The 22918-nt window shown below is 64.5% G+C and carries 21 protein-coding genes and 1 pseudogene; 13 read left to right on the forward strand and 9 right to left on the reverse strand.

Annotated features, from left to right (window positions below; translation table 11 throughout):
• Positions 1-13: 13 nt before the first annotated feature.
• Positions 14-2160: pseudogene (gene dinG / locus QIY50_04690) on the reverse strand (ATP-dependent DNA helicase DinG).
• Positions 2161-2258: 98 nt separating this feature from the next.
• Here dinG and QIY50_04695 point away from each other — a divergent pair.
• A complete protein-coding gene (locus QIY50_04695; GenBank protein ID WGV21544.1) occupies positions 2259-2723 on the forward strand; it encodes a CopD family protein in 465 nt (154 codons plus the stop codon).
• 151 nt (positions 2724-2874) lie between these two features.
• On the opposite strand, the gene QIY50_04700 is transcribed toward QIY50_04695, so the two are convergent.
• The 4 genes from QIY50_04700 to QIY50_04715 all read right to left on the reverse strand — a co-directional run bounded on the left by QIY50_04700 (position 2875) and on the right by QIY50_04715 (position 5501).
• Positions 2875-3633, reverse strand: coding sequence for a collagen-like protein (locus tag QIY50_04700; protein WGV21545.1), 759 nt, complete (start codon positions 3631-3633; stop codon positions 2875-2877).
• The gene (locus tag QIY50_04705; GenBank protein ID WGV21546.1) at positions 3626-3901 is read right to left on the reverse strand and encodes a DUF1145 domain-containing protein; all 276 of its coding nucleotides are present in this window, start codon (positions 3899-3901) and stop codon (positions 3626-3628) included. Before QIY50_04705 ends, QIY50_04700 begins: the two co-directional genes overlap by 8 nt.
• A 98-nt stretch (positions 3902-3999) precedes the next feature.
• Positions 4000-4719 (reverse strand): OmpA family protein, encoded by a 720-nt coding sequence (locus QIY50_04710; GenBank protein ID WGV21547.1) that lies wholly within the window; start codon positions 4717-4719, stop codon positions 4000-4002.
• A gap of 89 nt (positions 4720-4808) precedes the next feature.
• Entirely contained in the window at positions 4809-5501 is a 693-nt protein-coding gene (locus tag QIY50_04715; GenBank protein WGV21548.1) for an OmpA family protein, read from the reverse strand.
• Positions 5502-5660: 159 nt separating this feature from the next.
• Here QIY50_04715 and QIY50_04720 point away from each other — a divergent pair, with 159 nt between their 5' ends.
• Genes QIY50_04720 through QIY50_04735 form a run of 4 tightly spaced genes read left to right on the forward strand, consistent with a single transcriptional unit; the run spans position 5661 to position 7333 of the window.
• Entirely contained in the window at positions 5661-6155 is a 495-nt protein-coding gene (locus QIY50_04720; GenBank protein WGV21549.1) for a DUF6231 family protein, read from the forward strand.
• A 2-nt stretch (positions 6156-6157) separates the two neighbouring features.
• Positions 6158-6634, forward strand: a complete 477-nt coding sequence (locus tag QIY50_04725; protein WGV21550.1) for a YchJ family protein — start codon at positions 6158-6160, stop codon at positions 6632-6634.
• Positions 6635-6636: 2 nt separating this feature from the next.
• Entirely contained in the window at positions 6637-7122 is a 486-nt protein-coding gene (locus tag QIY50_04730; protein ID WGV21551.1) for an LEA type 2 family protein, read from the forward strand.
• A 7-nt stretch (positions 7123-7129) separates the two neighbouring features.
• Complete coding sequence (locus QIY50_04735) at positions 7130-7333, forward strand: SEC-C metal-binding domain-containing protein (protein ID WGV21552.1); 204 nt, start codon at positions 7130-7132, stop codon at positions 7331-7333.
• 54 nt (positions 7334-7387) lie between these two features.
• Here QIY50_04735 and QIY50_04740 read toward each other — a convergent pair whose 3' ends face one another.
• Positions 7388-8584 (reverse strand): MFS transporter, encoded by a 1197-nt coding sequence (locus QIY50_04740; protein ID WGV21553.1) that lies wholly within the window; start codon positions 8582-8584, stop codon positions 7388-7390.
• Positions 8585-8738: 154 nt separating this feature from the next.
• Between QIY50_04740 and QIY50_04745 the strand changes: the two genes are divergently transcribed.
• From QIY50_04745 to pdeM, 7 genes are all read left to right on the forward strand, one after another.
• Complete coding sequence (locus QIY50_04745; GenBank protein ID WGV21554.1) at positions 8739-10079, forward strand: PLP-dependent aminotransferase family protein; 1341 nt, start codon at positions 8739-8741, stop codon at positions 10077-10079.
• Between the two features lie 159 nt (positions 10080-10238).
• The gene (locus tag QIY50_04750; protein WGV21555.1) at positions 10239-12680 is read left to right on the forward strand and encodes a penicillin acylase family protein; all 2442 of its coding nucleotides are present in this window, start codon (positions 10239-10241) and stop codon (positions 12678-12680) included.
• A gap of 194 nt (positions 12681-12874) precedes the next feature.
• Positions 12875-13891 carry a ligase-associated DNA damage response exonuclease gene (locus QIY50_04755; protein WGV21556.1) on the forward strand — a complete coding sequence of 339 codons (1017 nt, stop codon included), beginning with the start codon at positions 12875-12877 and terminating at the stop codon, positions 13889-13891.
• A complete protein-coding gene (locus QIY50_04760; GenBank protein ID WGV21557.1) occupies positions 13888-15546 on the forward strand; it encodes an ATP-dependent DNA ligase in 1659 nt (552 codons plus the stop codon). The genes QIY50_04755 and QIY50_04760 overlap by 4 nt, the downstream gene beginning before the upstream one ends.
• 222 nt (positions 15547-15768) lie before the next feature.
• Positions 15769-16884, forward strand: a complete 1116-nt coding sequence (locus tag QIY50_04765; protein ID WGV21558.1) for a M14 family metallopeptidase — start codon at positions 15769-15771, stop codon at positions 16882-16884.
• Positions 16885-16951: 67 nt separating this feature from the next.
• Complete coding sequence (locus QIY50_04770) at positions 16952-19405, forward strand: ligase-associated DNA damage response DEXH box helicase (protein ID WGV21559.1); 2454 nt, start codon at positions 16952-16954, stop codon at positions 19403-19405.
• Positions 19402-20055, forward strand: a complete 654-nt coding sequence (gene pdeM, locus QIY50_04775; GenBank protein WGV21560.1) for a ligase-associated DNA damage response endonuclease PdeM — start codon at positions 19402-19404, stop codon at positions 20053-20055. The genes QIY50_04770 and pdeM overlap by 4 nt, the downstream gene beginning before the upstream one ends.
• Positions 20056-20061: 6 nt before the next feature.
• Here the strand turns inward: pdeM and QIY50_04780 are convergent, their stop codons facing one another.
• Together QIY50_04780 and dcd are read right to left on the reverse strand one after the other, a co-directional pair.
• Positions 20062-20289, reverse strand: coding sequence for a hypothetical protein (locus tag QIY50_04780; GenBank protein WGV21561.1), 228 nt, complete (start codon positions 20287-20289; stop codon positions 20062-20064).
• A gap of 93 nt (positions 20290-20382) precedes the next feature.
• Positions 20383-20949, reverse strand: coding sequence for a dCTP deaminase (gene dcd, locus QIY50_04785; GenBank protein ID WGV21562.1), 567 nt, complete (start codon positions 20947-20949; stop codon positions 20383-20385).
• Between the two features lie 328 nt (positions 20950-21277).
• Between dcd and QIY50_04790 the strand changes: the two genes are divergently transcribed.
• Positions 21278-21487: a cold-shock protein gene (locus tag QIY50_04790; protein WGV21563.1), complete on the forward strand. Its 210-nt coding sequence runs from the start codon at positions 21278-21280 to the stop codon at positions 21485-21487.
• 187 nt (positions 21488-21674) lie between these two features.
• Here QIY50_04790 and apbC read toward each other — a convergent pair whose 3' ends face one another.
• A complete protein-coding gene (apbC, locus tag QIY50_04795) occupies positions 21675-22769 on the reverse strand; it encodes an iron-sulfur cluster carrier protein ApbC (protein ID WGV21564.1) in 1095 nt (364 codons plus the stop codon).
• Positions 22770-22918: the final 149 nt, after the last annotated feature.

The raw sequence follows: 22918 nt of genomic DNA on the forward strand, positions 1-22918 counted from the left end.
AGTGCTCCGGCGGTCAGGAAATCTCCCGCCGGAATGGCGGCAGCGCATTGAGAATAGCCTTGCCGTAGCGCTGGGTGACCAGGCGCCGGTCAAGCAAGGTGATGACACCGCGATCCTGTTCGGTTCGCAACAGGCGGCCGCATGCCTGGATCAGCCGCAGCGAGGCGTCGGGCACGGCAATTTCCATGAACGGGTTGCCGCCGCGAGCCTCGATCCACTCGCCGCCAACGCGGCTTCGACCGGGTCGTCGGGCACGGCAAAGGGAATCTTGGCTATCACCACATGCTCGCAGTAGGCACCCGGCAGGTCGACACCCTCGGCAAAGCTGGCCAGGCCGAACAGCACGCTGTGCTGGCCATCGTCGACCCGCGCCTTGTGCTTGTTCAGGGTTTCCTGCTTGGACAGGTTGCCCTGGATCAGCACCAACTTGCGCCAGTCACGGTCCAGGCCATCGAACACGTCCTGCATCTGCTTGCGCGAGGAGAACAGCACCAGCGCGCCGCGAGCATCTTCGACGATGTTCGGCAGTTCGCGAATGATCGCAGCGGTATGCGCCGCCGCATCGCGCGGGTCTGCCTTGAGGTCGGGGACCCGCAGCAGGCCGGCATCGCCATGCACAAACGGGCTGGGCACCACGCAGGTGACCGCGTCACGCGGCAACCCCGAGCGCATGCGGAAGCGGTCGAACTTGCCCAGCGCAGTCAGCGTCGCCGAGGTCACCAACGCGCCATGGGCCACGCTCCACAGGCTGCGGCGAAGCATCTCGGCGGCCAGGATGGGGCTGGCATTGACTTCGATGTCGAACAGCGCACCGCTCTCAGCCAGGGTAAGCCAGCGGGCCATGGGAGGGCTGTCTTCCGGGTCTTCGGCGGTAAAGGCCGTCCACAGTTCCCAGTTGCCCTGGGCACGGGTTACAAGACTGCCGAACAGCGGGTACCACTCCTCGGCCTGGTGGCTGGCGATGCCGATGTTGACCTCGCCATCCATGCCTTCCTTGAGCAGGTCGGCCAGACGGGTGAACAGGTCGTTAAGGCGGGCAAAGCCCTTTTTCAGCTCGATGCCCACCTCGCGAATCTGCTCCGGCACCACGCCGCCTTCGAAGCGGTAGCGGGGGCGCTCACGGCCTTCGTTGTCCTCGCTGGGGCGGAAATCGGCAACCTGCTCGCACAAGGTGAACATGAACTGCTGCTGGGTGCGCACTTCCCGCGCAAGCTCTGGCACCTGCTCGATGTACTTGCCCAGGTCACCGGGCAACGGGTGCTGGGCCAGCAGCTTGGTCAGGTTCTTGGCGGTCTGCTCCAGCCAGTCGGCGGTGGAGCGCAGGCGCGTATAATGGGCGAAATGACCAATGGCCTTGTCTGGCAGGTGGTGGCCTTCGTCGAACACGTACATGGTATCGCGCGGGTCGGGCAATACCGCGCCGCCGCCAAGGGCCAGGTCGGCCAGCACCATGTCGTGGTTGGTGACGATCACGTCGACCTTGCCCATGCCCTCGCGGGCCTTGTAGAACACGCACTGCTGGAAGTTCGGGCAGTGACGGCCTGTGCACTGGCTGTGGTCGGTGGTCAGGCGCGCCCAGTCCTGGTCTTCCAGGGCTTCGGGCCAGCTGTCGCGGTCACCGTCCCAGCGGTTGCCGGCAAGCTTCTCGATCATGCTGTTGAACAGCTTCTGGCTGCGCTCGTCGACTTCGATGCGGAAACCTTCTTCCTCGAACAGCTGGGCGGTAGCCGATTGGGCGTGCCCCTCCTGCAGCAGGATGTCGAGCTTGGACAGGCACAGGTAGCGGCCGCGGCCTTTGGCCAGGGCGAAGCTGAAGTTCAGCCCGCTGCTGCGCATCAGGTCCGGCAGGTCCTTGAAGACGATCTGCTCCTGCAGCGCCACGGTGGCGGTGGCGATCACCAGGCGCTTGCCGGCAGCCTTGGCGGCCGGAATGGCAGCCAGGCTGTAGGCTACCGTCTTGCCAGTACCGGTGCCCGCCTCCACTGCCACCACGGCAGGCTCGCCGGCACGGCGGCCTTCTTCGTCACAGGCAATGTCGCCGAGCACCTTGGCCACTTCGGCGATCATCAGGCGCTGGCCATAGCGTGGCTTGAGGCTCTTGGCTTCGAGAAAACGCGTATAGGCGCCCTGGATGGTGGCTTTGAGTTCGTTGCTGATCATGGTCTGCAGGCGCCCGGAGGGCTGGATATATTTTCAGTGTTTCGCATGGGGCGGCTATCATACCCCGCTATTGCCCTTTATGCCGCATGGAGATCCGGATGCTTGCCTTTGCCCTGCCCTACACACTGCATGTCCTGGCCGCCCTGGTGTGGGTCGGCGGCATGTTCTTCGCCTGGCTGGTGCTACGCCCGGCAACGGTTGCAGCCCTTGAAGGGCCTGCCCGGCTGCGCCTGTGGGTGGAAGTTTTCCGACGTTTCTTCGGCTGGGTCTGGCTGGCGGTGGCGATTTTGGCGATAAGTGGTATCGGCATGTTGCACATGCGCTTCAGCGGCTTCGAGACTGCACCGAAGTATGTGCACGTGATGATCGGTGGGGGCATCGCCATGTTTGCCCTGTTCATGCGTATCCAGGCGTTGCTGCTGCCGGAACTGAAGGCGGCGGTGCAGGCCGAGGACTGGCCGGCGGGTGCGGCAGTGCTGGGGCGGGTTCGGCGGATGGTCGGGATCAACCTGCTGCTGGGCCTGGCCGTGGTAGCCGTGGCCAGTTCGCGCCTGGTGATCTGACAGGCTCTGCGCAGTCCCTGTAGGAGCGGCCTTGTGTCGCGATGGGCTGCGAAGCAGCCCCATCAAATTGTGCAAGGCCGCTGAAATCCTGGGGCTGCTTCGCAGCCCATCGCGACACAAGGCCGCTCCTACAGGAGGACGCGGCAAGGCTTCACAGGCGCTGCAGGATCAGTTCGCCCGCTGCCCCCGCCAACCCGGGCTGGCCCGGCTGCCCCGGGCGGCCGTTAGCCCCGGCATCGGTGCGGTACACCAGGCAACCCTTGCTCGCCCCGCCTTTACCTGCCTTGCCTGCAGCCCCGGCCTTGCCCGGTGCGCCACCGTCCAGACGCACCACGATGCGCTCCTGCGGGAAGCCCTGCGGCACGCTCAGGCGGATACGCCCACCCGGCGCACCATCGTGCCCGTTGCCGCCGTCATCGCCATTGGCACCGCGGCTGGCCTGGCCCCAAGTGCAACCACCGGCCTGGCCGTTGGCGCCATCGAGCCCCACATAACCCGGTGCACCGGCACCACCACGGGCATCGATCGCCAGCCGCTCGGCATCCACTTCAGCCAGTTTCAAGTCCAGGCTGCGGCCCGACCGGGCTCCGCGCTGGTAACTGCCCGCGGCCCCCGGCGCACTGAATTCGCTGCCCTGCGCCAGCCGTGCGCTGCGCGCCTCGATCAGTAACGGGCTATCGGACGGTGCAATGGCGATACGCGCATCGCGCCCCAGCTCCAGCTGGTCGACCTTCAGTTCGGCGAGCGTGGCAGGCAGCAGCAGGGTTGCGGCATCGGCGACACGCAGGTGCGCAAGGTGCACGCTGGCCGACTTGTCGGGCAGGCGCAGCATGGAGTTGGCAGCGACCTCCAGGCTTTCGGCCTGGGCCAGGGGCGCGGCCAACATGGCCAGCAACATCAGATTACGCATTTCGCGGCGCCTCCTGCGCTCGAGGAATGGACATGACATGGAAGATACCCGTCAACAGGATCTGCAAGCGATCGAACCAGCGGTGGCTGCGCCCGCGCAGGCTGCCATTGAAGAACAGCACTTCAAGCAGGTGCAGCCCCAGCAAGGCGATGCCGGCGGCGTTGATCAGCAGGTTGAAGGGCAAGGGTTGTGGCATCAACTGATTGAACAACACCACACCCCAGAAAGCGACTGTCAGGACCTTGCCCAAGCCCAGGATGAACTTCATTTCCCGCCCCTATCAGGTTGTTGTTATGTCGAGACGGCCCGTTCGAGCGGGTCGCGCGGCAACATTAACTGCAATGCCAAGGCAGGCGCCAGCACCGCTCAGTTGAGGCGCAGCTCCACCCGTCGGTTACGGGCGCGGCCCTCCTCGCTTTCGTTATCGGTGAGCGGCTCACTCTCGCCACGTCCCTGGCTGGTGACCTTGCCCGGCGCCAGCCCGTGGGCGATCAGGTACCTCGCCACGCTACCGGCGCGGCGTTCGGAAAGTGCCTGGTTATAGCTGTCGGAACCCACATTGTCGGTGTGCCCGATCACACTGACCTTGGCCACCGTCGCCGAATCGAGTTTCGCCACCAGGCCTTGCAGGCGCTGTTGGGCCGCCGGGGTCAGCTCGGCGGAATCGAAGGCGAACATCACCGCGCCGTTGTCATCCAGGATGATCACCTCTGGCGAGGGTTCAGGTTCAGTGGCTGGCGGCGATGCGGGGTACACCTTCAACGGGCAACCCATGTGGTCGACCGCAGCGTTGGCGGGAGTATCGGGACAACGGTCGCGGCGGTCGAAAATGCCGTCGCCATCTTCGTCACCATCCTGGACGTAACAGATCAGGCCCCCGGCAATGGCACCCAGGGCACCGCCGCCAGCCGCCCAGCTTGAACTTTCGATGGCGCCCAGGCCACCCCCGACCAGGCCACCGAGCAGGCTGCAGATAGGCCAGGTCCTTTGGTTGAGAGGGGCGCGGCCATCGCTATGGGTGGCGCAGCCCGCGAGCAGGCTGGTAGCCACCAACAGCGGCAACGCCGCCTTCGACGTCACACTCATGCTGAATGCTCCTGTGTCATTGGCCACCAATGGCTGACTGCTGTGCAGGCACGCCCGTGCCACTGCTCAAGGCACGGGCGCACGCCGCTCTACCGCTGGATCTTGATCTCGGTACGGCGGTTCATGGCACGCCCGTCGGCCGTGGCGTTGTCCGCTACCGGTTGGGTTTCACCGGCCCCGACCACCGACACGAAGCTGCTACGCGGCACACCGCTCTCGACCAGGTAATCGGTTACCGAGTGGGCACGGCGCTCGGACAGTTTCTGGTTGTAGCTGTCGGAGCCAACACTGTCGGTATGGCCGGTGACGCTCAGGCGAGCGGATGGCGCTTCCTGTTTCAAACGCGTGGCAATGGTATTGAGGCGCTCCTTGTCGCTGGCGGTCAGGCGCGCAGAGTCGAACTCGAAGTGCACATCGCGGATGACGATGACTTCTTCCTTCTGCACCACCACTTCCTCGACTACCGCAGCCGGCTCCGGCGGGCAGCCGTTGGCATCGACCTGCACACCACGCGGGGTGCCAGGGCACTTGTCACGGCTGTCCGGCACGCCGTCGCCATCCTCGTCGCCATCGCCATGAGACCAGCAATAGCCCGCCGCCAGGCCACCGCCCAGCAACGCGCCCCAGCCAGCCCAGCTGGAACTCTCGATGGCGCCCAAGGCAGCGCCGCTTACACCCCCGACGGCGGCACATTTCGGCCAGTCGGTCTTTTGCAAACCTGCACAACCAGTCAACACACTGGTGAGCAGGACCAGGGGTATCGCTGTGCGTACTATGCTCATTTCATTGCTTCTCCTAGGGGGAATCGGCATAAGGCCGATCTCTGGGAGTAAAGACGCAGCATTTGATCCCTGCCACCAGTAAGCCACGACACGGTTACCTGCCTCTTTGCCCGCACGCTGCGGCCCGCTAGTCTTGGACGACTTCAACGAGGATTGCCAATGACCGACGGTTTTTCCCCGCGCACCCCGCAGCAGGCCCTGGCGGCCCTGCTGGAGCGCTTTACCCCGCAACGTCTGCTGCTGGTAGGCACGCGCTTCCCGGCGCTGGATGCTTTTGCCCAGGCGCACCCACAGGTAACCATCGCTACTGCCGCCCCGGGCCCGCTACCGGCCGAACTGGCAGCCCAGCGCTTTGACCTGGCAGTACTGGTGGACTGCCTGGAGCACCTGCCCAAACGCACCGGCCTGGAATTGCTCGGTGGCATTCGCAACCTCAATGCCAGCCGGGTTGCGGTGCTGGCCGACCTGGCTGCCTGTGGCTGGCAAGACACCGATTTCTTTGCCCTGGCGCTGTCGGCGAGCGAGAAATTTTGCCGGGACCAGCAGGTATTGAGCCTGTTCACCTATGATCTACATGACTACAAACAGGTACCGGACTGGCTCAACGCCAAGTTCTGGGCCAACCCCGAAAACTTTGGCAAGTACTGGTGGTGATGATGAGTGTCTCGGTCTGCCCTTGCGGCAGTGGCAACCTGCTCGACGCCTGCTGTGGGCATTACCATGCCGGCACCCCGGCACCGGACGCCCAGGCCCTGATGCGCTCGCGCTACAGTGCCTACGTGCTAGGCCTGGTCGACTACCTGGTGGCCACCACCCTGCCGGCGCAGCAAGCCAGCCTGGACCGCGCCGCCATGGCCGCCTGGAGCGCCCAGAGCACCTGGCTGGGCCTGGAGGTGGAAAGCGCAGAGGTGCTGGGCGGCCAGCCGGAGCATGGTTTTGTCACCTTCACCGCACGCTGGCACGACCAGGAAGGTGACCATCAGCACCGCGAGCGCTCGGCATTTGTCCAGCATGCCGGGCGCTGGTACTTCATCGATCCCACGGTCGGGCTCAAGGCCGGGCGCAACGACCCCTGCCCCTGCGCCAGCGGCCAGAAGTTCAAGAAATGCTGCGCCAGTTACGTCGGTAACTGAACATGATCGCCCGCACCCGCCCACTGCTGTTCGCCATCCTGATGACATGGCTGGCACTGCTGGCGGGCTGCGCCAGCTGGGGCGGTGACGAGTGGCGCGAACCAGAGGTGCACCTGGTCAAGGTGGAGTCGGTCAAAGCCAGGTTGCTGGAACAGGAGTTCGAACTGCACCTGCGGGTCGACAACCCCAACGACAGCCGCCTGTTCATCCGCAATCTGTCGTATGCCATACGCCTCAATGACCTGTTGCTGGTGCAGGATGAAACCAGCCTGTGGCGCAGTGTCGGCGGGCATTCCCGGCGGACCTTCAAGATAACCGCACGGACCAACCTGTGGCAGCACCTGAAGCCACTGGCCAAGCTGCTGAAAAGCGCGCAACCGCTGCACTACAGCCTGCAGGGCGAGCTGGCGACAGGGTTGCTCATCCATCGGGACCTGCACTTGTCGCGCAGTGGTGAGATAATCCCCGGCGATTACAACCCGGAGTAACCCTGCAATGTCCCAACAACCCCACGTTCATGGCCCTGACTGCAACCACGACCATGACCATGACCACCACCACGATCATGGCCATGTACACGGCCCGCACTGCAACCACGGCCACCAAGAGCCGGTACGCAACGCCCTGAAAGACGTCGGCCGTAACGACCCGTGCCCGTGCGGTAGCCAGAAAAAGTTCAAGAAGTGCCACGGCGCCTGAACTGAACAGCACGTGCGCGCCCCTGCCGTGGGCCGCGCAGCGGCTAGCCGGGGCCTAGCTGGCCCTGGCAGGTCCTGCCAACTTGCGCTGCAGCACCCCGGCGGTGGCCAGGAGCAGCACGATGCACAGGGCCATGCAAATGGCATTGGTGCCGTCCCAGCCGACCGCACCCAGCAACAACGACGGGCTGAATGCGCCAACGGTCGCAAACACCGCAATGGCCAGGTCGTTTTTGCCCTGCATCTGCATCGCTGCCGGGCTGTTCTGCAGCGTTTGCGCCAACAGCGCCCCTCCGCCCACGTAGGTCAGGTTCCAGCCCAGACCGAGGGCGATCAGCGACAAGGTCATCATCGCGTAGCTGTGCGACCACATGTTCATGGCCGTACAACCAATCAACAGGCCCAGGCCGAGGCAGATGGTGGCCCTGATCCCCAGCTTGTGGATGATGGCGCCGGTGAAGAACGACGGGGCAAACATGGCAATTACATGCCACTGAATCGCCAGACGAACGTCGGAAAAGTCCTCATGCATGTGTTTCATATGCATCGACGCCTGGATCATCAGCAAATTCATGATCCCGTAGCCCAGCGCGGCCACTGCCATGGCCAAGGCGACCACCGGGCTCAGCAGCTCGGTGGCTGCACCCGCCGGTTTCGCTGCACGGTCGTTTCTGGTGATAGCGCTGTCGCCGGGCAGACAGGCTGCTATCAGCAAGGACATCACCGCCAGGCCGACAAAAGCGGCGTAACACAGCGAAAACAGGGGATACCCGCCAACGTCGCGCAGCCACTCGGTGAGCGCCGGCCCGACCACGGCAGCGATCACCCCGCCTGCAACGACCAGGGAAAGCGCTTTGGGCTTCAGGTTCTGGGCCAGATTGTCGGTGGCCGCGAAGCGGTTGAAGTTGGCAAACGCAATATATATGCCCAATGCCGAATGGCTGATGACCAGGGTCGGGAAGTGCTGGTATTGCACCGCCAGGTAACCACTGACGCCAGACACCGCTAAAGGGATCGAGCCCAACATGAAGGCGCGCTTGCGGCCAATGCGGCTCATCAGCCTGGAAACCGGATAGGTGGCCAGCATCAGGCAGAGAAACTGGAAACCATAGGGCACGGTAGACCACGTGGCGGCAGGCGCCAGCGCCGACCCGACAATGGCCGCCATGGTCACGGACATGACAGCAGTCGTCAGGTTGATCGATTGCGCGGTGAAATACAGGTACGTGCGCCGCGGAAGTGTGCTCGACATAGCGTGTGCTCAGGGTAAGTGGATGGGGCAATTTTCGGCATGGGAAAGCGTCGACAGGTGCATGGTGGCATCTGTCGAACCCGCAGATGTGAACAGTCGACGCACTTTCCGGTTAACTGTTAGGCTGTTTTTTCTAACAGCTGCTGGACCTGCCATGCGCCCGCACAGCCTTCATGACCAGTTGAAACAACGCCTCGAAGCCGGCGAATGGCTGCCCGGCCAGCGCATGCCGTCCATACGCAAGCTCACGGCGGCAGTCGGCTGCAGTTACCACGATGTCGTCTCCAGCTACGCCCGGCTGGTCAGCGAAGGGGTGTTGACCGCACTGCCTGGCCGCGGTTACTTCGTCGCCAGCCACCCACGGCAAACCGGTGCGGTAGACGCGCCTGCAGGCATGTCCGGCGACCCACTGTTCAAACTGCTGCAAGGGGGCAGGCACTACACCAAACTGGGCAGCGGCTGGCTGCCACCCGCCTGGCGTGACACCGAGCTGCTGGCCAGGGCGATTCGGCGCACGGCACGGCTGGAGCAGAGTTCGCTGGCGGAATATGGTGACATCCAGGGCTACCTGCCAATGCGCAAACAGTTGTGCGTACACCTGAAACGTCTGACCCGTGTCGATGCCCAGCCAGCCCAGTTGCTGACTACGCTGGGCGCCACGCAAGCACTGGATCTGGTGGCGCGGCTGTTGATCAAGCCAGGCGATCACGTGTTCGTCGACGAGCCCGGCAATGGCAACCTGATCAAGCTGATACAACTGGCCGGTGGCCACGTGGTCGGGGTGCGGCGAACCCAGGACGGACCGAGTGTGGAAGACATGAAGGACCACCTGGCCAGGCACAAGGTCAAGGCGTTCTTCTGCAACAGTACCTTCCACAACCCGACTGGCGGCAACATCAGCCCGCACAATGCCTTCAGCGTCCTGCGCCTGGCGGTGGAGCACGACTTCTTCGTGGTCGAGGACGATGTCTACGGCGACTTCAGCCCGGGTGTTCGTCAGACCTTTGCCGAACTGGACAACCTTGAGCGGGTCATCTATATCGGCAGCTTCTCGAAATGCCTGTCCGCCTCATTGCGCGTGGGCTACATCGCCTGCTCGGCACAGCTTATAGAGCCGCTGACACGCCTGAAATTGCTGACCTGCGTCGCAGTGCCGGCGTTTTGCGAACGCTTCGTCAACACCATCTTGTCCGACGGCACCTATGCCCGCCACATGCAAGACCTGCAGCAGCGCCTGATCCGCCAGCAGGCGCAGACCCAACAGTTGTTGCGGGCGCGTGGCTGGCAGTTCGATATAACACCGCAAGGCGGCATGTTCCTGTGGGTCTATCACCCCGAACTGGCCGACCTGCAGCCCTTCATGCATCGCCTGGAACAACACAAGGTGCTATTGATGCCAGGCTCGGCCTTCGCTGTCAGCCGTGACTACCAACGCCATGCGCGCATCAATTGCACGCACTTTTCCGATGCCGTGGCCGAGCATTTCAAGGTTTGAGTGCCTGTCTGGAATTTTGAGGCGGCGCTCGATCGCACAGGCGCCACACAACCCACGGCAAGCACGAAAAATAAACCGCCCAGGGACCTTGCACGGCGCCTGCGCGCTCACTACCTTAGCGCCTTTCCATACCCGCCACGCCTTGCAGGAGCCCTTGTCATGGCCGCCCCCGCCTTTCCTCCATTCCGCCTGCGGTTCGCAACCGCTGCCACGCTGCTCGGCATGCTCGGGCTGGCCGGCTGCCAGACGGGCGGCTATCAGGACAGCGTGCCACCGACCAGCGGCGTGCAGCCGCTCAAGGGCCTCGCGCAGAACGTTTCGGTTCGGCGCAACGCGATGGGCGCACCACTGATCGAAAGCAGCAGCTTCCATGACGCCCTGTTCAGCCTGGGCTATGTGCACGCCGGCGACCGCATCGAGCAGATGGTCGCCATGCGCCTGCTGGCCCAGGGCCGCCTGGCAGAACTGGCCGGCAGCGACGCGCTGGACATCGACCGCCTGATGCGCGCGGCCAACCTCAAGCAGAGCGCCGCCCAGCAATACGCCGACGCCTCGCCACGGCTCAAGCGCTTCTTCGAAGTGTATGCACGCGGGGTCAACGCCTACCTCTTCCGCTACCGCGACAAGCTGCCAGCCAGCCTGGCCGGCAGTGGCTACCGTCCCGAATACTGGAAGCCCGAAGACTCGGCGCTGATCTTCAGCCTGTATGCCTTCAGCCAGTCGGTGAACCTGCAGGAAGAACTGACTGCCCTGACCCTGGCGCAGAAAGCCGGCAGCGACAAGCTGGCCTGGCTGCTGCCCGGAGCCCCGGACGAGCCGCTGGCCGAAGCCGAAGTGGACAAGCTCAAGGGCTTGAACCTGGCCAGCCAGTTGCCGGGGCTACCGGCGCTGGCAGCTGCCAGCCAGAAGCTGGCCGACCTCGACCTGCTGGGCAGCCCGGGCTCGGCCAACCTGGCCCTGGCGCCGCAGCGCAGCCGCAGCGGCAAGAGCCTGCTGGCCAGCGACAGCCGGGCCGCCTGGGCCCTGAGCCCGGTGCAGATCCACACCGGCAAGTACCAGGTCGCCGGCCTGTCGTTGCCCGGCCTGCCGATCGTACTGGCCGGCTATAACGGCAAGCTGGCCTGGAGCAGCAGCGCGGTCATGGCCGACAACCAGGACCTGTACCTGGAGCAACTGCGCCAGCAGGGCAGCCAGCTGAGCTACTTGGCCGACGGCAAATGGCTGCCCGCCCGTGCCCGTAGCGAAACCTTCTTCGTCCGCGGCCAGCGCCCGCTGCGCGAGGTGATGTACGACACCCGCCATGGCACCCTGCTGGCCCAGCCAGGCAATGCCAGCCTGGGCCTGGCGCTGAACCTGCCGCAGTTCAAGGGCGACCGCAGCCTGGATGCGCTGTTCGACCTGACCCGTGCCAAGAGCGTGGAGCGTGCCTTCGACAGCACCCGTGAAGTGACCGCTGCCGCCCTCAACTTCGTCTTCGCCGAGCCCGAACACATCGGCTGGCAAGTCAGTGGCCGCTACCCCAACCGCCGCGAAGGCCAGGGCCTGCTGCCCTCGCCGGGCTGGGACGGGCGCTACGACTGGGACGGCTATGCCGACCCGATGCTGCACCCTTACGACCAGGACCCGCCCGCCGGCTGGATCGGCCACGCCAACCAGCGCAGCCTGCCGCGCGGTTATGGCATGCAGCTGTCCAGCACCTGGTACTACCCCGAGCGCGCCGAACGCCTGGCCCAGCTGGCCGGCAATGGCCGCCACGACAGCCGCAGCCTGATGGCCCTGCAGAACGACCAGACCACCCTGCTGGCCGACAAGCTCAAGCAGATGTTCGACGCCCCGGGCATGGCCCAGCCGCTCAAGCAGGCGATCGATGCCCTGCCCGCCACACAGCGCGACAAGGCCCGCGACGCACTGGCCCGGCTCAAGGCCTTCGATGGCCGCCTGAGCCCGGTGTCGAGCGATGCCGCGCTGTACGAACTGTTCCTCCAGGAAGTGGCCCGGCAAACCTTCCTCGATGACCTGGGCCCGGAATCCGGCGCGGCCTGGCAGGCTTTCGTCAGCAATGCACGGTTGTCGTTCTCGGCGCAGGCCGACCACCTGCTGGGCCGCGACGACAGCCCGTTCTGGGATGACCGCAGCACCCCGCAGAAAGAAGACAAGCCGGCCATTCTGGCCCGCAGCCTGGCTGGGGCGGTGGATGCTGGCACCGCGCAACTGGGTGCCGACCGCCGCGCCTGGCAGTGGGGCAAGCTGCACCAGTACCGCTGGCCGGCACCGGCCTACCATGGCCTGGGCGATGCCCTCAGCCGCTCGCCGCTGGCTGCCGGTGGTGACTTCACCACCCTGGCCCTGACGCCATACGCCTGGGGCAGCGACTTCGACACCCGCCTGCCGGCCTCGGCACGGATGATCGTCGACTTCAGCCAGGCCGAACCGTTGCAGGTGCTGACCAGCAGCGGCCAGTCCGGCAACCCGGCCAGCACGCATTACAGCGACGGGCTGGATGCCTGGTTCAAAGGGCGCTTCATGAGCCTGCCACTGCAGCAGCAGAACTTCGGGCGGGCGTATGGCAACCAGCGTCTGACGTTGGTGCCTGGGCGATAGGAGATGTATCGGGGAGGCTGAGAGGTGCTTGATCGGACCTTGTTCAGCGCCTGTGAGATCGAGCGCCGCCCGCGCGGCGCTCGATCTCACAGGCGCTGCCAGTTGCCAGCCCGGCACCTGCCAGCTCCAACCCGTCCGAACTTCTCTCCTCCGCCACGGCTCCTAACTGGTAACCCAATCAGTGCACAAAGCCCATGGACCTCGTCATCGCCCGCCCCGAAGGCCTGTACTGCCCGCCCGGTGATTTCTACATCGACCCTTGGCGGCCAGTGGAGCGTGCCGTCATCACCCATGGTCACGGCGACCATGCCCGCATCGGCAACCGCCATTACCTCACCGCCGCCCCAGGAGCCGGCATCCTGCGCAGCCGCCTGGGCCAGGACATCGCCCTGCAAACCCTGCCGTATGGCGAACGCCTGCTGCACCATGGCGTAACCCTGAGCCTGCACCCGGCCGGGCATGTACTGGGCTCGGCGCAAGTGCGCCTGGAGTACCAGGGCGAGGTCTGGGTCGCCTCCGGCGATTACAAAGTGGAGCCCGACGGCACCTGCACGCCGTTCGAACCGGTGCGCTGCCACACCTTCATCAGCGAATCGACCTTCGGCCTGCCCATCTACCGTTGGCCCAGCCAGGGCGAGATCTTTACCGACATCAATGCCTGGTGGCGCGCCAATTGCGAACAGGACAAAGCCAGCGTGCTGTTCTGCTATGCCTTCGGCAAGGCCCAGCGAATCCTCCACGGGGTGGACGCCAACATTGGTCCTGTGCTCGTGCATGGCGCTGTCGAACCACTCAACCGGGTGTACCGGGACGCTGGCATCTACCTTCCGCAAACCCGCTATGTCGGCGATATCCCACGCAACGACCCGCTGCTGCGCCAGGCGCTGGTGCTGGCACCGCCTTCGGCGGGTGGCAGCAGCTGGATGCGCCGTTTCGGCGACTACAGCGATGCCTTTGCCAGTGGCTGGATGCTGTTGCGCGGCACCCGCCGCCGGCGTGGGGTGGACCGCGGTTTCGTGCTTTCGGACCATGCCGATTGGCCGGGGTTGCTCTGGGCAATCGGCCAGACTGGCGCAGAGCGCGTGATGGTCACCCATGGCTCGGTCAATGTGCTGGTGCGCTACCTCATCGAACAAGGCCTCGATGCCCGCGCCTTCGTGACCGAGTACGGCGACGAAGATGATGTTGTAGCAGCGGAGCCAGACGCATGAAAGCATTCGCCGAGCTGTACCTGAGGCTGGATGCGACCACTTCCAGCACTGCAAAGCTCAAGGCGCTGCGCGACTACTTCAGCACCGCCCCGGCTGTGGATGCTGCCTGGGCGGTGTACTTCCTGGCCGGTGGCCGCCCTCGCCAACTGGTGCCTACCCGTGTGCTGCGGGAGCTGGCCGGTAGCCTGGCGGGGCTGCCTGACTGGCTGTTCGAGGAATGCTACCAGGCCGTTGGCGACCTGGCCGAAACCATTTCCCTGCTGGTACCGGAAAGCCACAACCCTGGCGACGAAGGCCTCGCCCGCTGGGTTGAAGCCCATCTACTGCCATTGCGGAGCCTGCCGGCCGAAGAGATCCAGCAACGCCTGCCGCCCCTTTGGGCACAGCTGGACCGCCCCAGCCTGATGCTCTGCCTCAAACTCATCACTGGCAGCTTTCGCGTGGGCGTATCGAAGCTGCTGGTCACTCGCGCCCTCGCGCAACTGGCCGGGCTGGATGCCAAACGCGTGGCCCAGCGCCTGGTTGGCTACACCGACATCAGCCACCGCCCGACGGCAGGCAGCTATCAGCGGCTGATAGCCCCGGAAACAGACGATGAACATAGCCAGCGTGGCGGCCAGCCCTACCCGTTTTTTCTGGCCCACCCCCTGCAGGTGCCAACCGAGCAGCTAGATGCACTGCTCGGGCCGCCGAGCGAATGGCAAATCGAGTGGAAATGGGACGGCATTCGCGCCCAGGTGGTCAAGCGCGAAGGCCAGCTGTGGGTCTGGTCGCGCGGTGAGGAACTGGTCACCGAGCGCTTTCCCGAACTGCACAGCCTGGCGCAGCTACTCCCCGACGGGGTCGTGCTCGATGGCGAGATCCTGGTGTGGAAACCGGGCAGTTCGGCGGATGAACTGGCGGTACAGCCCTTTGCCCTGTTGCAGCAACGCCTGGGTCGCAAAACCCTGGGCAAGAAGCTGCTGAGCGATGCGCCAGTGGTCCTGCAAGCCTACGACCTGCTGGAATGGCAAGGCGAGGACTGGCGCAGCCGGCCGCAGCACGCGCGCCGTCGGCAGCTGGAACGTGTGCTTGAAGAACACCCATTGGCCCCGGTGCTGCTCTCGCCCCTGCTCGCAGGCCCGGACTGGTCCGACCTTGCCCGCCAGCGCGAACAGTCACGCGCCCTGGGGGTGGAAGGCTTGATGCTGAAGCAGCGCGAGGCCTTGTATGGCGTAGGCCGGACCAAAGACATGGGCACCTGGTGGAAGTGGAAGATCGACCCGTTCAGCGTCGATGCCGTACTGATCTATGCCCAGCGCGGCCACGGCCGCCGGGCCAGCCTGTACAGTGACTACACCTTTGCCGTGTGGGACGCGCCAGCCGGTACCCCGGGGCGGGCCCTGGTCCCCTTTGCCAAGGCCTATTCAGGGCTCAGTGACGAAGAGATGCGCAAGGTCGACGCCATCATCCGCAAGACCACGGTTGAAACCTTCGGGCCGGTACGCAGCGTGACGCCGACGCTGGTGTTCGAGCTTGGCTTCGAGGGCATCGCCCTGTCCCGGAGGCACAAGAGCGGGATTGCCGTGCGCTTTCCGCGGATGCTGCGCTGGCGGCTGGACAAGCCGGTGGAAGAAGCGGATGACCTGGCGACATTGCAGGCGCTGCTGGCCTGAAACCATTTCGATACCGCGTTGGCTTTTTCGCGGGCTCGCCCGCTCCCACAGGTTCGTCACAGGCCCCAAGGATTGTAAGGTTTCTTGTGGGAGCGGGCGCGCCCGCGAAGAAGCCGGCGGGGTAATCGGAGCACAATGAAAGAGGCGCAAGCCCGAAAACTGTGCTTCCATCTTTGTGCCGACTGTGTCGCAGACCGTTTTCGCCACGCACCCAGGACCATCATGCACCACTCGACCCATGACCTGCTCTCCCCTGTTCCGGGCATCACCCGCCAGCTGCACAGCTTCCACTTCGGACCCCGCGGTGGCGGCAAAGTCTATATCCAGGCTTCGCTACATGCCGACGAACTGCCTGGGATGCTGGTGGCTTGGCACCTCAAGCGCCGCCTGGGTGAACTGGAACAGCAAGGCCGCCTGCAGCGCGAGGTCATCCTGGTGCCGGTGGCCAACCCCGTCGGCCTGGAACAGGTGCTGCTGGACGCGCCGCTGGGGCGTTTCGAACTGCAAAGCGGCGAGAACTTCAACCGCAACTTCGTTGATCTTTCCGACAGTATCGGCGACCAGATCGAAGAACACCTGACCGAAGACCCGGCACACAACCTCGCGCTGATCCGCGAATACCTGCGTCGGGGGCTGGATGCCCACCCTGCGCGCACACCGCTGCAGGCCCAACGCCTGATCCTGCAGCGCCTGGCCTGCGATGCCGACATGGTGCTGGACCTGCACTGCGACTTCGAGGCGGTCGAGCACCTTTACACCACACCAGACGCCTGGCCGCAGATCGAACCGCTGGCCCGCTACCTGGGTGCCCAGGCCAGCCTGCTGGCCACCGATTCGGGCGGGCAGTCGTTCGATGAATGTTTCAGCCTGGTCTGGTGGCAGTTGCAGCAACGCTTCGGCAAACGGTTCCCGATTCCGCTGGGCTGCTGCTCGGTCACCGTCGAGCTGCGTGGCCAGGCAGATGTCAGCCACGACCTGGCCAGCAAGGACTGCCAGGCGATTCTCGACTTCCTGACCCATGCGGGGGTCATCGAAGGGGCCGCGACCACCTTGCCCGCCTTGCGCTGCCCGGCCACGCCGCTGGCCGCTGTCGAACCGGTGATAACACCACTGGGCGGGCTGCTGGTGTACCACGCCCGACCAGGCCAGCACCTGGAGGCGGGCCAGTTGATCGCCGAAGTCATCGATCCGCTCAGCGACCGGGTGACGGCCATTCACAACAGCCAGCCAGGCCTGCTGTATGCACGCAACGTACGGCGCATGGCTACCGCAGGCATGGTCATCGCCCACGTTGCAGGCGAGCAGGTGTGCCGCAGCGGCTACCTGCTGGCCAACTGATCCGGTAAAACCATTGCAACTGGCGGGTTGTCTGTAGAAACACAGCCACCGAAGGACCCTATGCCCCATGCCCGCCGCCACCGACCTCGCCAAGGCCTGGTTCGCCAAGCGTGGCTGGAAGCCTTTCGCTTTCCAGCGCCGTGTCTGGGCCGCCGTGAAACGCGGCGAATCCGGCTTGCTGCATGCCAGTACCGGTGCCGGCAAGACCTACGCGGTGTGGCTCGCCGCGCTGCAGGCTTTCAAGGCCCAAGCCCAGGGTCGGCAGGCTGCACCTTTGCAGGTGGTGTGGGTCACCCCCATGCGTGCCTTGGCCGCCGACACTGCCCGCGCGCTGCAGATGCCGCTGGACGACCTGGGCCTGCCGTGGAGCGTGGGCGTTCGCAGCGGCGACACCGGCAGTGCCGAACGCGCCCGGCAAGCACGACGCCTGCCCAGCGTACTGGTCACTACCCCTGAAAGCCTGACGCTGCTGTTGACCCGTGCACAAGCCCGCGAAGACTTCGCCACGCTGCGCCTGGTAGTGGTGGACGAATGGCACGAACTGCTGGGCAACAAGCGCGGGGTACAACTGCAACTTGCCCTGGCCCGCCTGCGCCACTGGCACCCGGGCCTGCCGACCTGGGGCCTGTCCGCCACCCTCGGCAATCTTCAACATGCGCTGGACGTATTGCTGCCGCAAGGCGGCTTGCTGGTACAAGGCCGACAGGACAAGCCGCTGCTGGTCGATACCTTGCTGCCAACCGCCATCGAGCGCTTCCCCTGGGCCGGGCACATGGGCTTGAAGATGCTCGACCAGGTCAGCCGGGAGATTGATGCCAGCACCAGTTGCCTGGTATTCACCAACACTCGGGCGCAGGCTGAACTGTGGTATCAGGCCCTGCTCGAAGCACGCCCCGACTGGGCCGGGCTGATCGCCTTGCACCATGCCTCACTGGCCCGCGATACTCGCGACTGGGTCGAGCGCAGCCTCAAGCAAGGCAGCCTCAAGGCAGTAGTCTGCACCTCCAGCCTCGACCTGGGGGTGGACTTCCTGCCCGTGGAGCGCGTACTGCAAATCGGCTCCGCCAAGGGCATTGCCCGCCTCGTGCAACGGGCCGGGCGCTCCGGTCACGCGCCGGGACGGCGTTCCCGGGTGACCCTGGTGCCCACACACAGCCTGGAACTGGTGGAAGCCGCAGCCGCCAGGCAGGCCTTGGCAGCCGGGCGCATCGAGGCCCGTCATTCGCCGCGCTTGTGTATGGATGTGCTGGTGCAACACCTGGTCAGCATGGCCTTGGGCAGTGGCTTTTACCCTGAGCAGTTGCTGGCCGAAGTGCGCAGCACCTGGGCCTTTCGCGAATTGCGCGACAGCCAGTGGCAGTGGGCACTGGGCTTCGTCTGCCATGGCGGCAGCTCACTAAGCGCCTATCCGGATTACCAGCGCGTCGAGCGCCAGGCCGACGGCACTTACCGGGTTGCCAGCGAACGTCTGGCACGTCGCCACCGCATGAGTATCGGAACCATCGTCAGCGACGCCAGCCTGCAGCTCAAGTACTGGAGCAAGGGTGGTGGGGGCAAGGCGCTGGGCAGCATCGAAGAGGCGTTCATTGCCCGCTTGCGCCCCGGCGATACCCTGGTGTTCGCCGGGCGAGTGCTGGAACTGGTGCGCGTGGAAAACATGACCGCGTACGTACGCCGCAGCACCGCGCGCAAGGCCGCGGTTGCACGCTGGAATGGTGGCCGCATGCCGCTCTCCAGCGAACTGGCCGACGCACTGGTCGAACAGCTCGGCGCAGCATCCCAAGGGCAATTTCAAAGCCCGGAGATGCGTGCCGTACGCTCCCTGCTGACCTTGCAGGCGCAGTGGTCGGCGCTACCCACACCCGGCACGCTGCTGGCCGAAACCTTCAAGTCGCGTCAGGGTTGGCACCTGTTCCTGTATCCGTTCGCCGGGCGCATGGCGAACCTTGGCCTGGCCAACCTGATTGCCTGGCGAGTAAGCCGCGTACAGCCGCTCTCGGTTTCGATTGCCGTCAATGACTACGGGTTCGAACTGCTCAGCCCGGGCAATGTGGACTGGGCGACGCACCTGCCGCAAGCGCTGGGCACCGAGCATCTGCTGGACGATGTACTGGCCAGCCTCAATGCAGGAGAAATGGCATTGCGCCGTTTTCGCGAAATCGCGCAGATTGCCGGGCTGGTATTTGGCGGGTATCCGGCAGCGCAGAAAAGCCTGAGGCAGATCCAGGCCTCCAGCGGGCTGTTCTATGAGGTATTTCGCAAGCACGATACCGGCAACTTGCTGTTGGCCCAGGCACGGGACGAAGTGCTGAATGAGGAACTGGAGATCGAGCGGCTGCACCGGCAGTTGCTGAAAATGCGCCAGTTACAGCTACAGCTGCGACAGCTTGAGCGGCCCGGGCCGTTGGCATTTGCCTTGCTGGTGGAAGGCATGCGCGAAACGTTGAGCACCGAGAAACTGGCGGACCGCATTGCCAGGATGGTCACGGAGCTGAACAGTGCGGCGGACGCAACGCAATGACCAACCTGCTATCCATCGAACACCATGGCCAGGTGCTCTGGCTGCTTTCGGACAAGGCCATCTACTGGCCAGCCCGCCGTGCCCTGCTGGTGGCCGACGTGCACATCGGCAAGGCCGCAAGCTATCGCGCCCTGCATCAACCCGTACCACGCGGGACCACCGAAGCGACACTCGCCCGCCTGGATGCCTTGCTGGCCAGGCATGATTGCGAGCAACTGATCATTCTTGGCGATTTCCTGCATGCGCGCGCAGCGCACGCACCGGCAACCCTGGCCAGGCTGCAGGCATGGCGGGCGCGTCACAGAGCACTGAACATCGTGCTGATCCGCGGTAATCACGACCGGAACGCCGGTGATCCACCCGTGTCGCTCGATATTGAAGTCATGAACGAACCTTGGCTGCTAGAGCCGTTCGCGCTCCAGCACGAACCCGAACCGCACCCCAGCCACCCAGTCCTGGCGGGCCATGTACACCCGGTTTTCGTGCTGCGCGGGAAGGCACGGCAACGCCTGCGACTGCCCTGCTTCCTGATCGATGGCCAGGTCAGCCTGCTGCCGGCGTTCGGTGAGTTTACCGGGGGTTGGGAAGTCGCGCCCACGGGCACCAGCCGGGTGTACCTGGCCGGGGCAGACCGCGTCTGGCCCGTATAGCGACGCTCAGGCGACAGGCGCAGGAGGCGGCTCGTCCGGCAGGGTCGGCTCGCCTGGTTCCATGGGGGGCGTTTCGCCCGGTTCCGGCGGTTGCGGGGTGTCCGGGTCAGGCTGGTGGGGCACGCCGCCCGCCTGCATCGGCAACGGGTGTGCCAGCAGGGACCATGGCAGCAACCCGACGTGGTTGGGTTGCAGGCCTGCCAGCTTGGCACTGATTGCGGGGTGGAGTTTCATTGGCTGCTCCTGGCAAGGCCGCTACGCATCATGCGTACCGGCGTTATCCAGTTGGAGTGCCAAAGGCGCGGGGAATTCCCCGCGCTCGTCGGCTCAGGTACGCGGCAGGGTGACGCCGCGCTGGCCCTGGTACTTGCCACCACGGTCCTTGTACGACACTTCGCATTCTTCGTCGGACTGCAAAAACAGCATCTGGGCCACGCCTTCGTTGGCGTAGATCTTTGCCGGCAGCGTGGTGGTGTTGGAGAACTCCAGCGTCACATGGCCTTCCCATTCGGGCTCAAGCGGGGTGACGTTGACGATGATGCCGCAGCGGGCGTAGGTGCTCTTGCCCAGGCAGATGGTCAGGACGTCGCGCGGAATACGGAAATACTCGACAGTGCGCGCCAGGGCAAAAGAGTTCGGCGGGATGATGCACACGTCGCTCTTGATGTCGACGAAACTGCCGGCATCGAAGTTCTTCGGGTCGACGGTGGCCGAGTTGATGTTGGTGAACACCTTGAATTCGTCGGCGCAGCGCACGTCGTAGCCGTAGCTGGAGACGCCGAAGGAGATGACCCGGCTGTCCTGTTCGCCGCGCACCTGGCGCTCGACGAACGGTTCGATCATGCCGTGTTCCTGCGCCATGCGGCGAATCCACTTGTCCGATTTGATGCTCATGGCGGGGTGTCCTGAAGAGATGCGAGGTGAAAATTCGAGACGCGCATCTTACCGGTCCCGGCGCCCAGGTTAAAGTTCCATGCCTCATCCCGCGCCGGACGGGGGCTACAGCCGCCGTCGATCCGAATTTGCGTAAAGCGTCTTCTGACCATTGGCAGGTTGCGGAAAGTGGGGTAAGGTGGCGCCACTGTGCTGCACGTGACACCGAGAATCTCTAGTTTGATGCACGATCCTGATCGGCCCATCGCTGAATTTTCTGCTCTCTTTGCGCTCAGTCCCGGCCAGGGTTTTTCCTGACCGTTATCAAATTGTCCAAGGAGACAGAAAAATGTCCAACCGTCAATCCGGTGTTGTTAAGTGGTTCAACGATGAGAAAGGCTACGGCTTCATCACCCCTCAGTCGGGCGATGACCTGTTCGTGCACTTCAAAGCCATCCAAGCTGACGGCTTCAAAACCCTGAAAGAAGGCCAGGCTGTTACTTTCGTCGCTACCCGCGGCCAGAAAGGCATGCAGGCTGAAGAAGTTCAGATCGCCTAAGTCGATCGAAGCTTCCTGGCTTTCAAAAAAACCCGCCTCCCGGCGGGTTTTTTTATGCCTGACAGAAAGACCGAGTCGCCTGCTTCGCGGGCTTGCCCGCTCCCACAGGGACTGCACAGCGTTTGAAGCTTGTGTTGTACCTGTGGGAGCGGGCAAGCCCACGAAGAGAGCGACGCGGTCTGACAGATCAGTCTTCGCTGATGGTAATGCTCGGCATCGCCGGCGCCGCCGCTTCCTGCAGCACGATCCGCGCCCCTACCTGACGGGCCAGCTCCTGATAGACCATGGCGATCTGGCTTTCCGGTTCGGCGATGGCGGTCGGCTTGCCATTGTCGGCCTGCTCGCGAATCAGCATCGACAGCGGCAGCGACGCCAACAGGTCTACGCCATACTGGCTCGCCAGCTTCTCGCCACCGCCTTCGCCGAACAGGTGCTCGGCATGGCCGCAGTTCGAGCAGATGTGCACGGCCATGTTCTCCACCACGCCCAGCACCGGGATGTTGACCTTGCGGAACATCTCCACACCCTTCCTGGCGTCGAGCAGAGCCAGGTCCTGCGGGGTGGTGACGATCACCGAACCGGCCACCGGCACCTTCTGCGCCAGGGTCAGCTGGATGTCACCGGTGCCCGGCGGCATGTCGATCACCAGGTAATCCAGGTCGTCCCAGGCGGTCTGGGTCACCAGTTGCAACAGCGCGCCGGAAACCATCGGACCACGCCAGACCATCGGTGTGTTGTCGTCGGTGAGGAACGCCATGGACATGACTTCCACGCCATGGGCCTTGATCGGCACGAACCACTTCTGCTCGCGAATCTGCGGGCGCGTCCCCTCGGCGATACCGAACATCACGCCCTGGCTGGGGCCATAGATATCGGCATCGAGAATACCCACCCGCGCTCCCTCGCGGGCCAGCGCCAGGGCCAGGTTGGCCGCGGTGGTCGACTTGCCCACACCGCCCTTGCCCGAGGCCACGGCGATGATGTTCTTGACGTTGGCCATGGCCGGCACCTGAGCCTGAGCCTTGTGCGCGGCCACCACGCAGTCGATGGTCACCTGGGCACTGCTGACACCCTCGAGGTTGCCGATGGCAGTCTGCAGCACCTGGGCCCAGCCGTTCCTGAACAACCCTGCGGCATAACCCAACTGCAACTGCACGTTGACCTGCCCACCCTGGATATCGATGGCGCGCACGCAGCCGGCGCTGACCGGATCCTGGTTCAGGTAGGGGTCGGTGTACTGGCGAAGCACGCCTTCGACGGCGGCACGGGTGACGGCACTCATGGAGACTCCCATTGGCAAACTGGATGTAAAACAGACGCCTATCCTAACCCGTCAATCGTCAGCAGATGCGCATGCGGGATGAAATATCTTCGCCAGCCCTTTATAGTTACCGATCAACCTCATTTTTACCCCGTCGCCAGATAAGTAGC

The sequence above is a fragment of the Pseudomonas putida genome (assembly GCA_029953615.1).
In the GTDB taxonomy this organism is placed as follows: Bacteria; Pseudomonadota; Gammaproteobacteria; order Pseudomonadales; family Pseudomonadaceae; genus Aquipseudomonas.

Excerpts from the sequence above, each read along its gene's own strand:
- QIY50_04695 (WGV21544.1), top strand. The coding sequence starts at position 2,259 with ATGCTTGCCTTTGCCCTGCCCTACACACTGCATGTCCTGGCCGCCCTG.
- QIY50_04700 (WGV21545.1), bottom strand. The coding sequence starts at position 3,633 with ATGCGTAATCTGATGTTGCTGGCCATGTTGGCCGCGCCCCTGGCCCAG.
- QIY50_04705 (WGV21546.1), bottom strand. The coding sequence starts at position 3,901 with ATGAAGTTCATCCTGGGCTTGGGCAAGGTCCTGACAGTCGCTTTCTGG.
- QIY50_04710 (WGV21547.1), bottom strand. The coding sequence starts at position 4,719 with ATGAGTGTGACGTCGAAGGCGGCGTTGCCGCTGTTGGTGGCTACCAGC.
- QIY50_04715 (WGV21548.1), bottom strand. The coding sequence starts at position 5,501 with ATGAGCATAGTACGCACAGCGATACCCCTGGTCCTGCTCACCAGTGTG.
- QIY50_04720 (WGV21549.1), top strand. The coding sequence starts at position 5,661 with ATGACCGACGGTTTTTCCCCGCGCACCCCGCAGCAGGCCCTGGCGGCC.
- QIY50_04725 (WGV21550.1), top strand. The coding sequence starts at position 6,158 with ATGAGTGTCTCGGTCTGCCCTTGCGGCAGTGGCAACCTGCTCGACGCC.
- QIY50_04730 (WGV21551.1), top strand. The coding sequence starts at position 6,637 with ATGATCGCCCGCACCCGCCCACTGCTGTTCGCCATCCTGATGACATGG.
- QIY50_04735 (WGV21552.1), top strand. The coding sequence starts at position 7,130 with ATGTCCCAACAACCCCACGTTCATGGCCCTGACTGCAACCACGACCAT.
- QIY50_04740 (WGV21553.1), bottom strand. The coding sequence starts at position 8,584 with ATGTCGAGCACACTTCCGCGGCGCACGTACCTGTATTTCACCGCGCAA.
- QIY50_04745 (WGV21554.1), top strand. The coding sequence starts at position 8,739 with ATGCGCCCGCACAGCCTTCATGACCAGTTGAAACAACGCCTCGAAGCC.
- QIY50_04750 (WGV21555.1), top strand. The coding sequence starts at position 10,239 with ATGGCCGCCCCCGCCTTTCCTCCATTCCGCCTGCGGTTCGCAACCGCT.
- QIY50_04755 (WGV21556.1), top strand. The coding sequence starts at position 12,875 with ATGGACCTCGTCATCGCCCGCCCCGAAGGCCTGTACTGCCCGCCCGGT.
- QIY50_04760 (WGV21557.1), top strand. The coding sequence starts at position 13,888 with ATGAAAGCATTCGCCGAGCTGTACCTGAGGCTGGATGCGACCACTTCC.
- QIY50_04765 (WGV21558.1), top strand. The coding sequence starts at position 15,769 with ATGCACCACTCGACCCATGACCTGCTCTCCCCTGTTCCGGGCATCACC.
- QIY50_04770 (WGV21559.1), top strand. The coding sequence starts at position 16,952 with ATGCCCGCCGCCACCGACCTCGCCAAGGCCTGGTTCGCCAAGCGTGGC.
- pdeM (WGV21560.1), top strand. The coding sequence starts at position 19,402 with ATGACCAACCTGCTATCCATCGAACACCATGGCCAGGTGCTCTGGCTG.
- QIY50_04780 (WGV21561.1), bottom strand. The coding sequence starts at position 20,289 with ATGAAACTCCACCCCGCAATCAGTGCCAAGCTGGCAGGCCTGCAACCC.
- dcd (WGV21562.1), bottom strand. The coding sequence starts at position 20,949 with ATGAGCATCAAATCGGACAAGTGGATTCGCCGCATGGCGCAGGAACAC.
- QIY50_04790 (WGV21563.1), top strand. The coding sequence starts at position 21,278 with ATGTCCAACCGTCAATCCGGTGTTGTTAAGTGGTTCAACGATGAGAAA.
- apbC (WGV21564.1), bottom strand. The coding sequence starts at position 22,769 with ATGAGTGCCGTCACCCGTGCCGCCGTCGAAGGCGTGCTTCGCCAGTAC.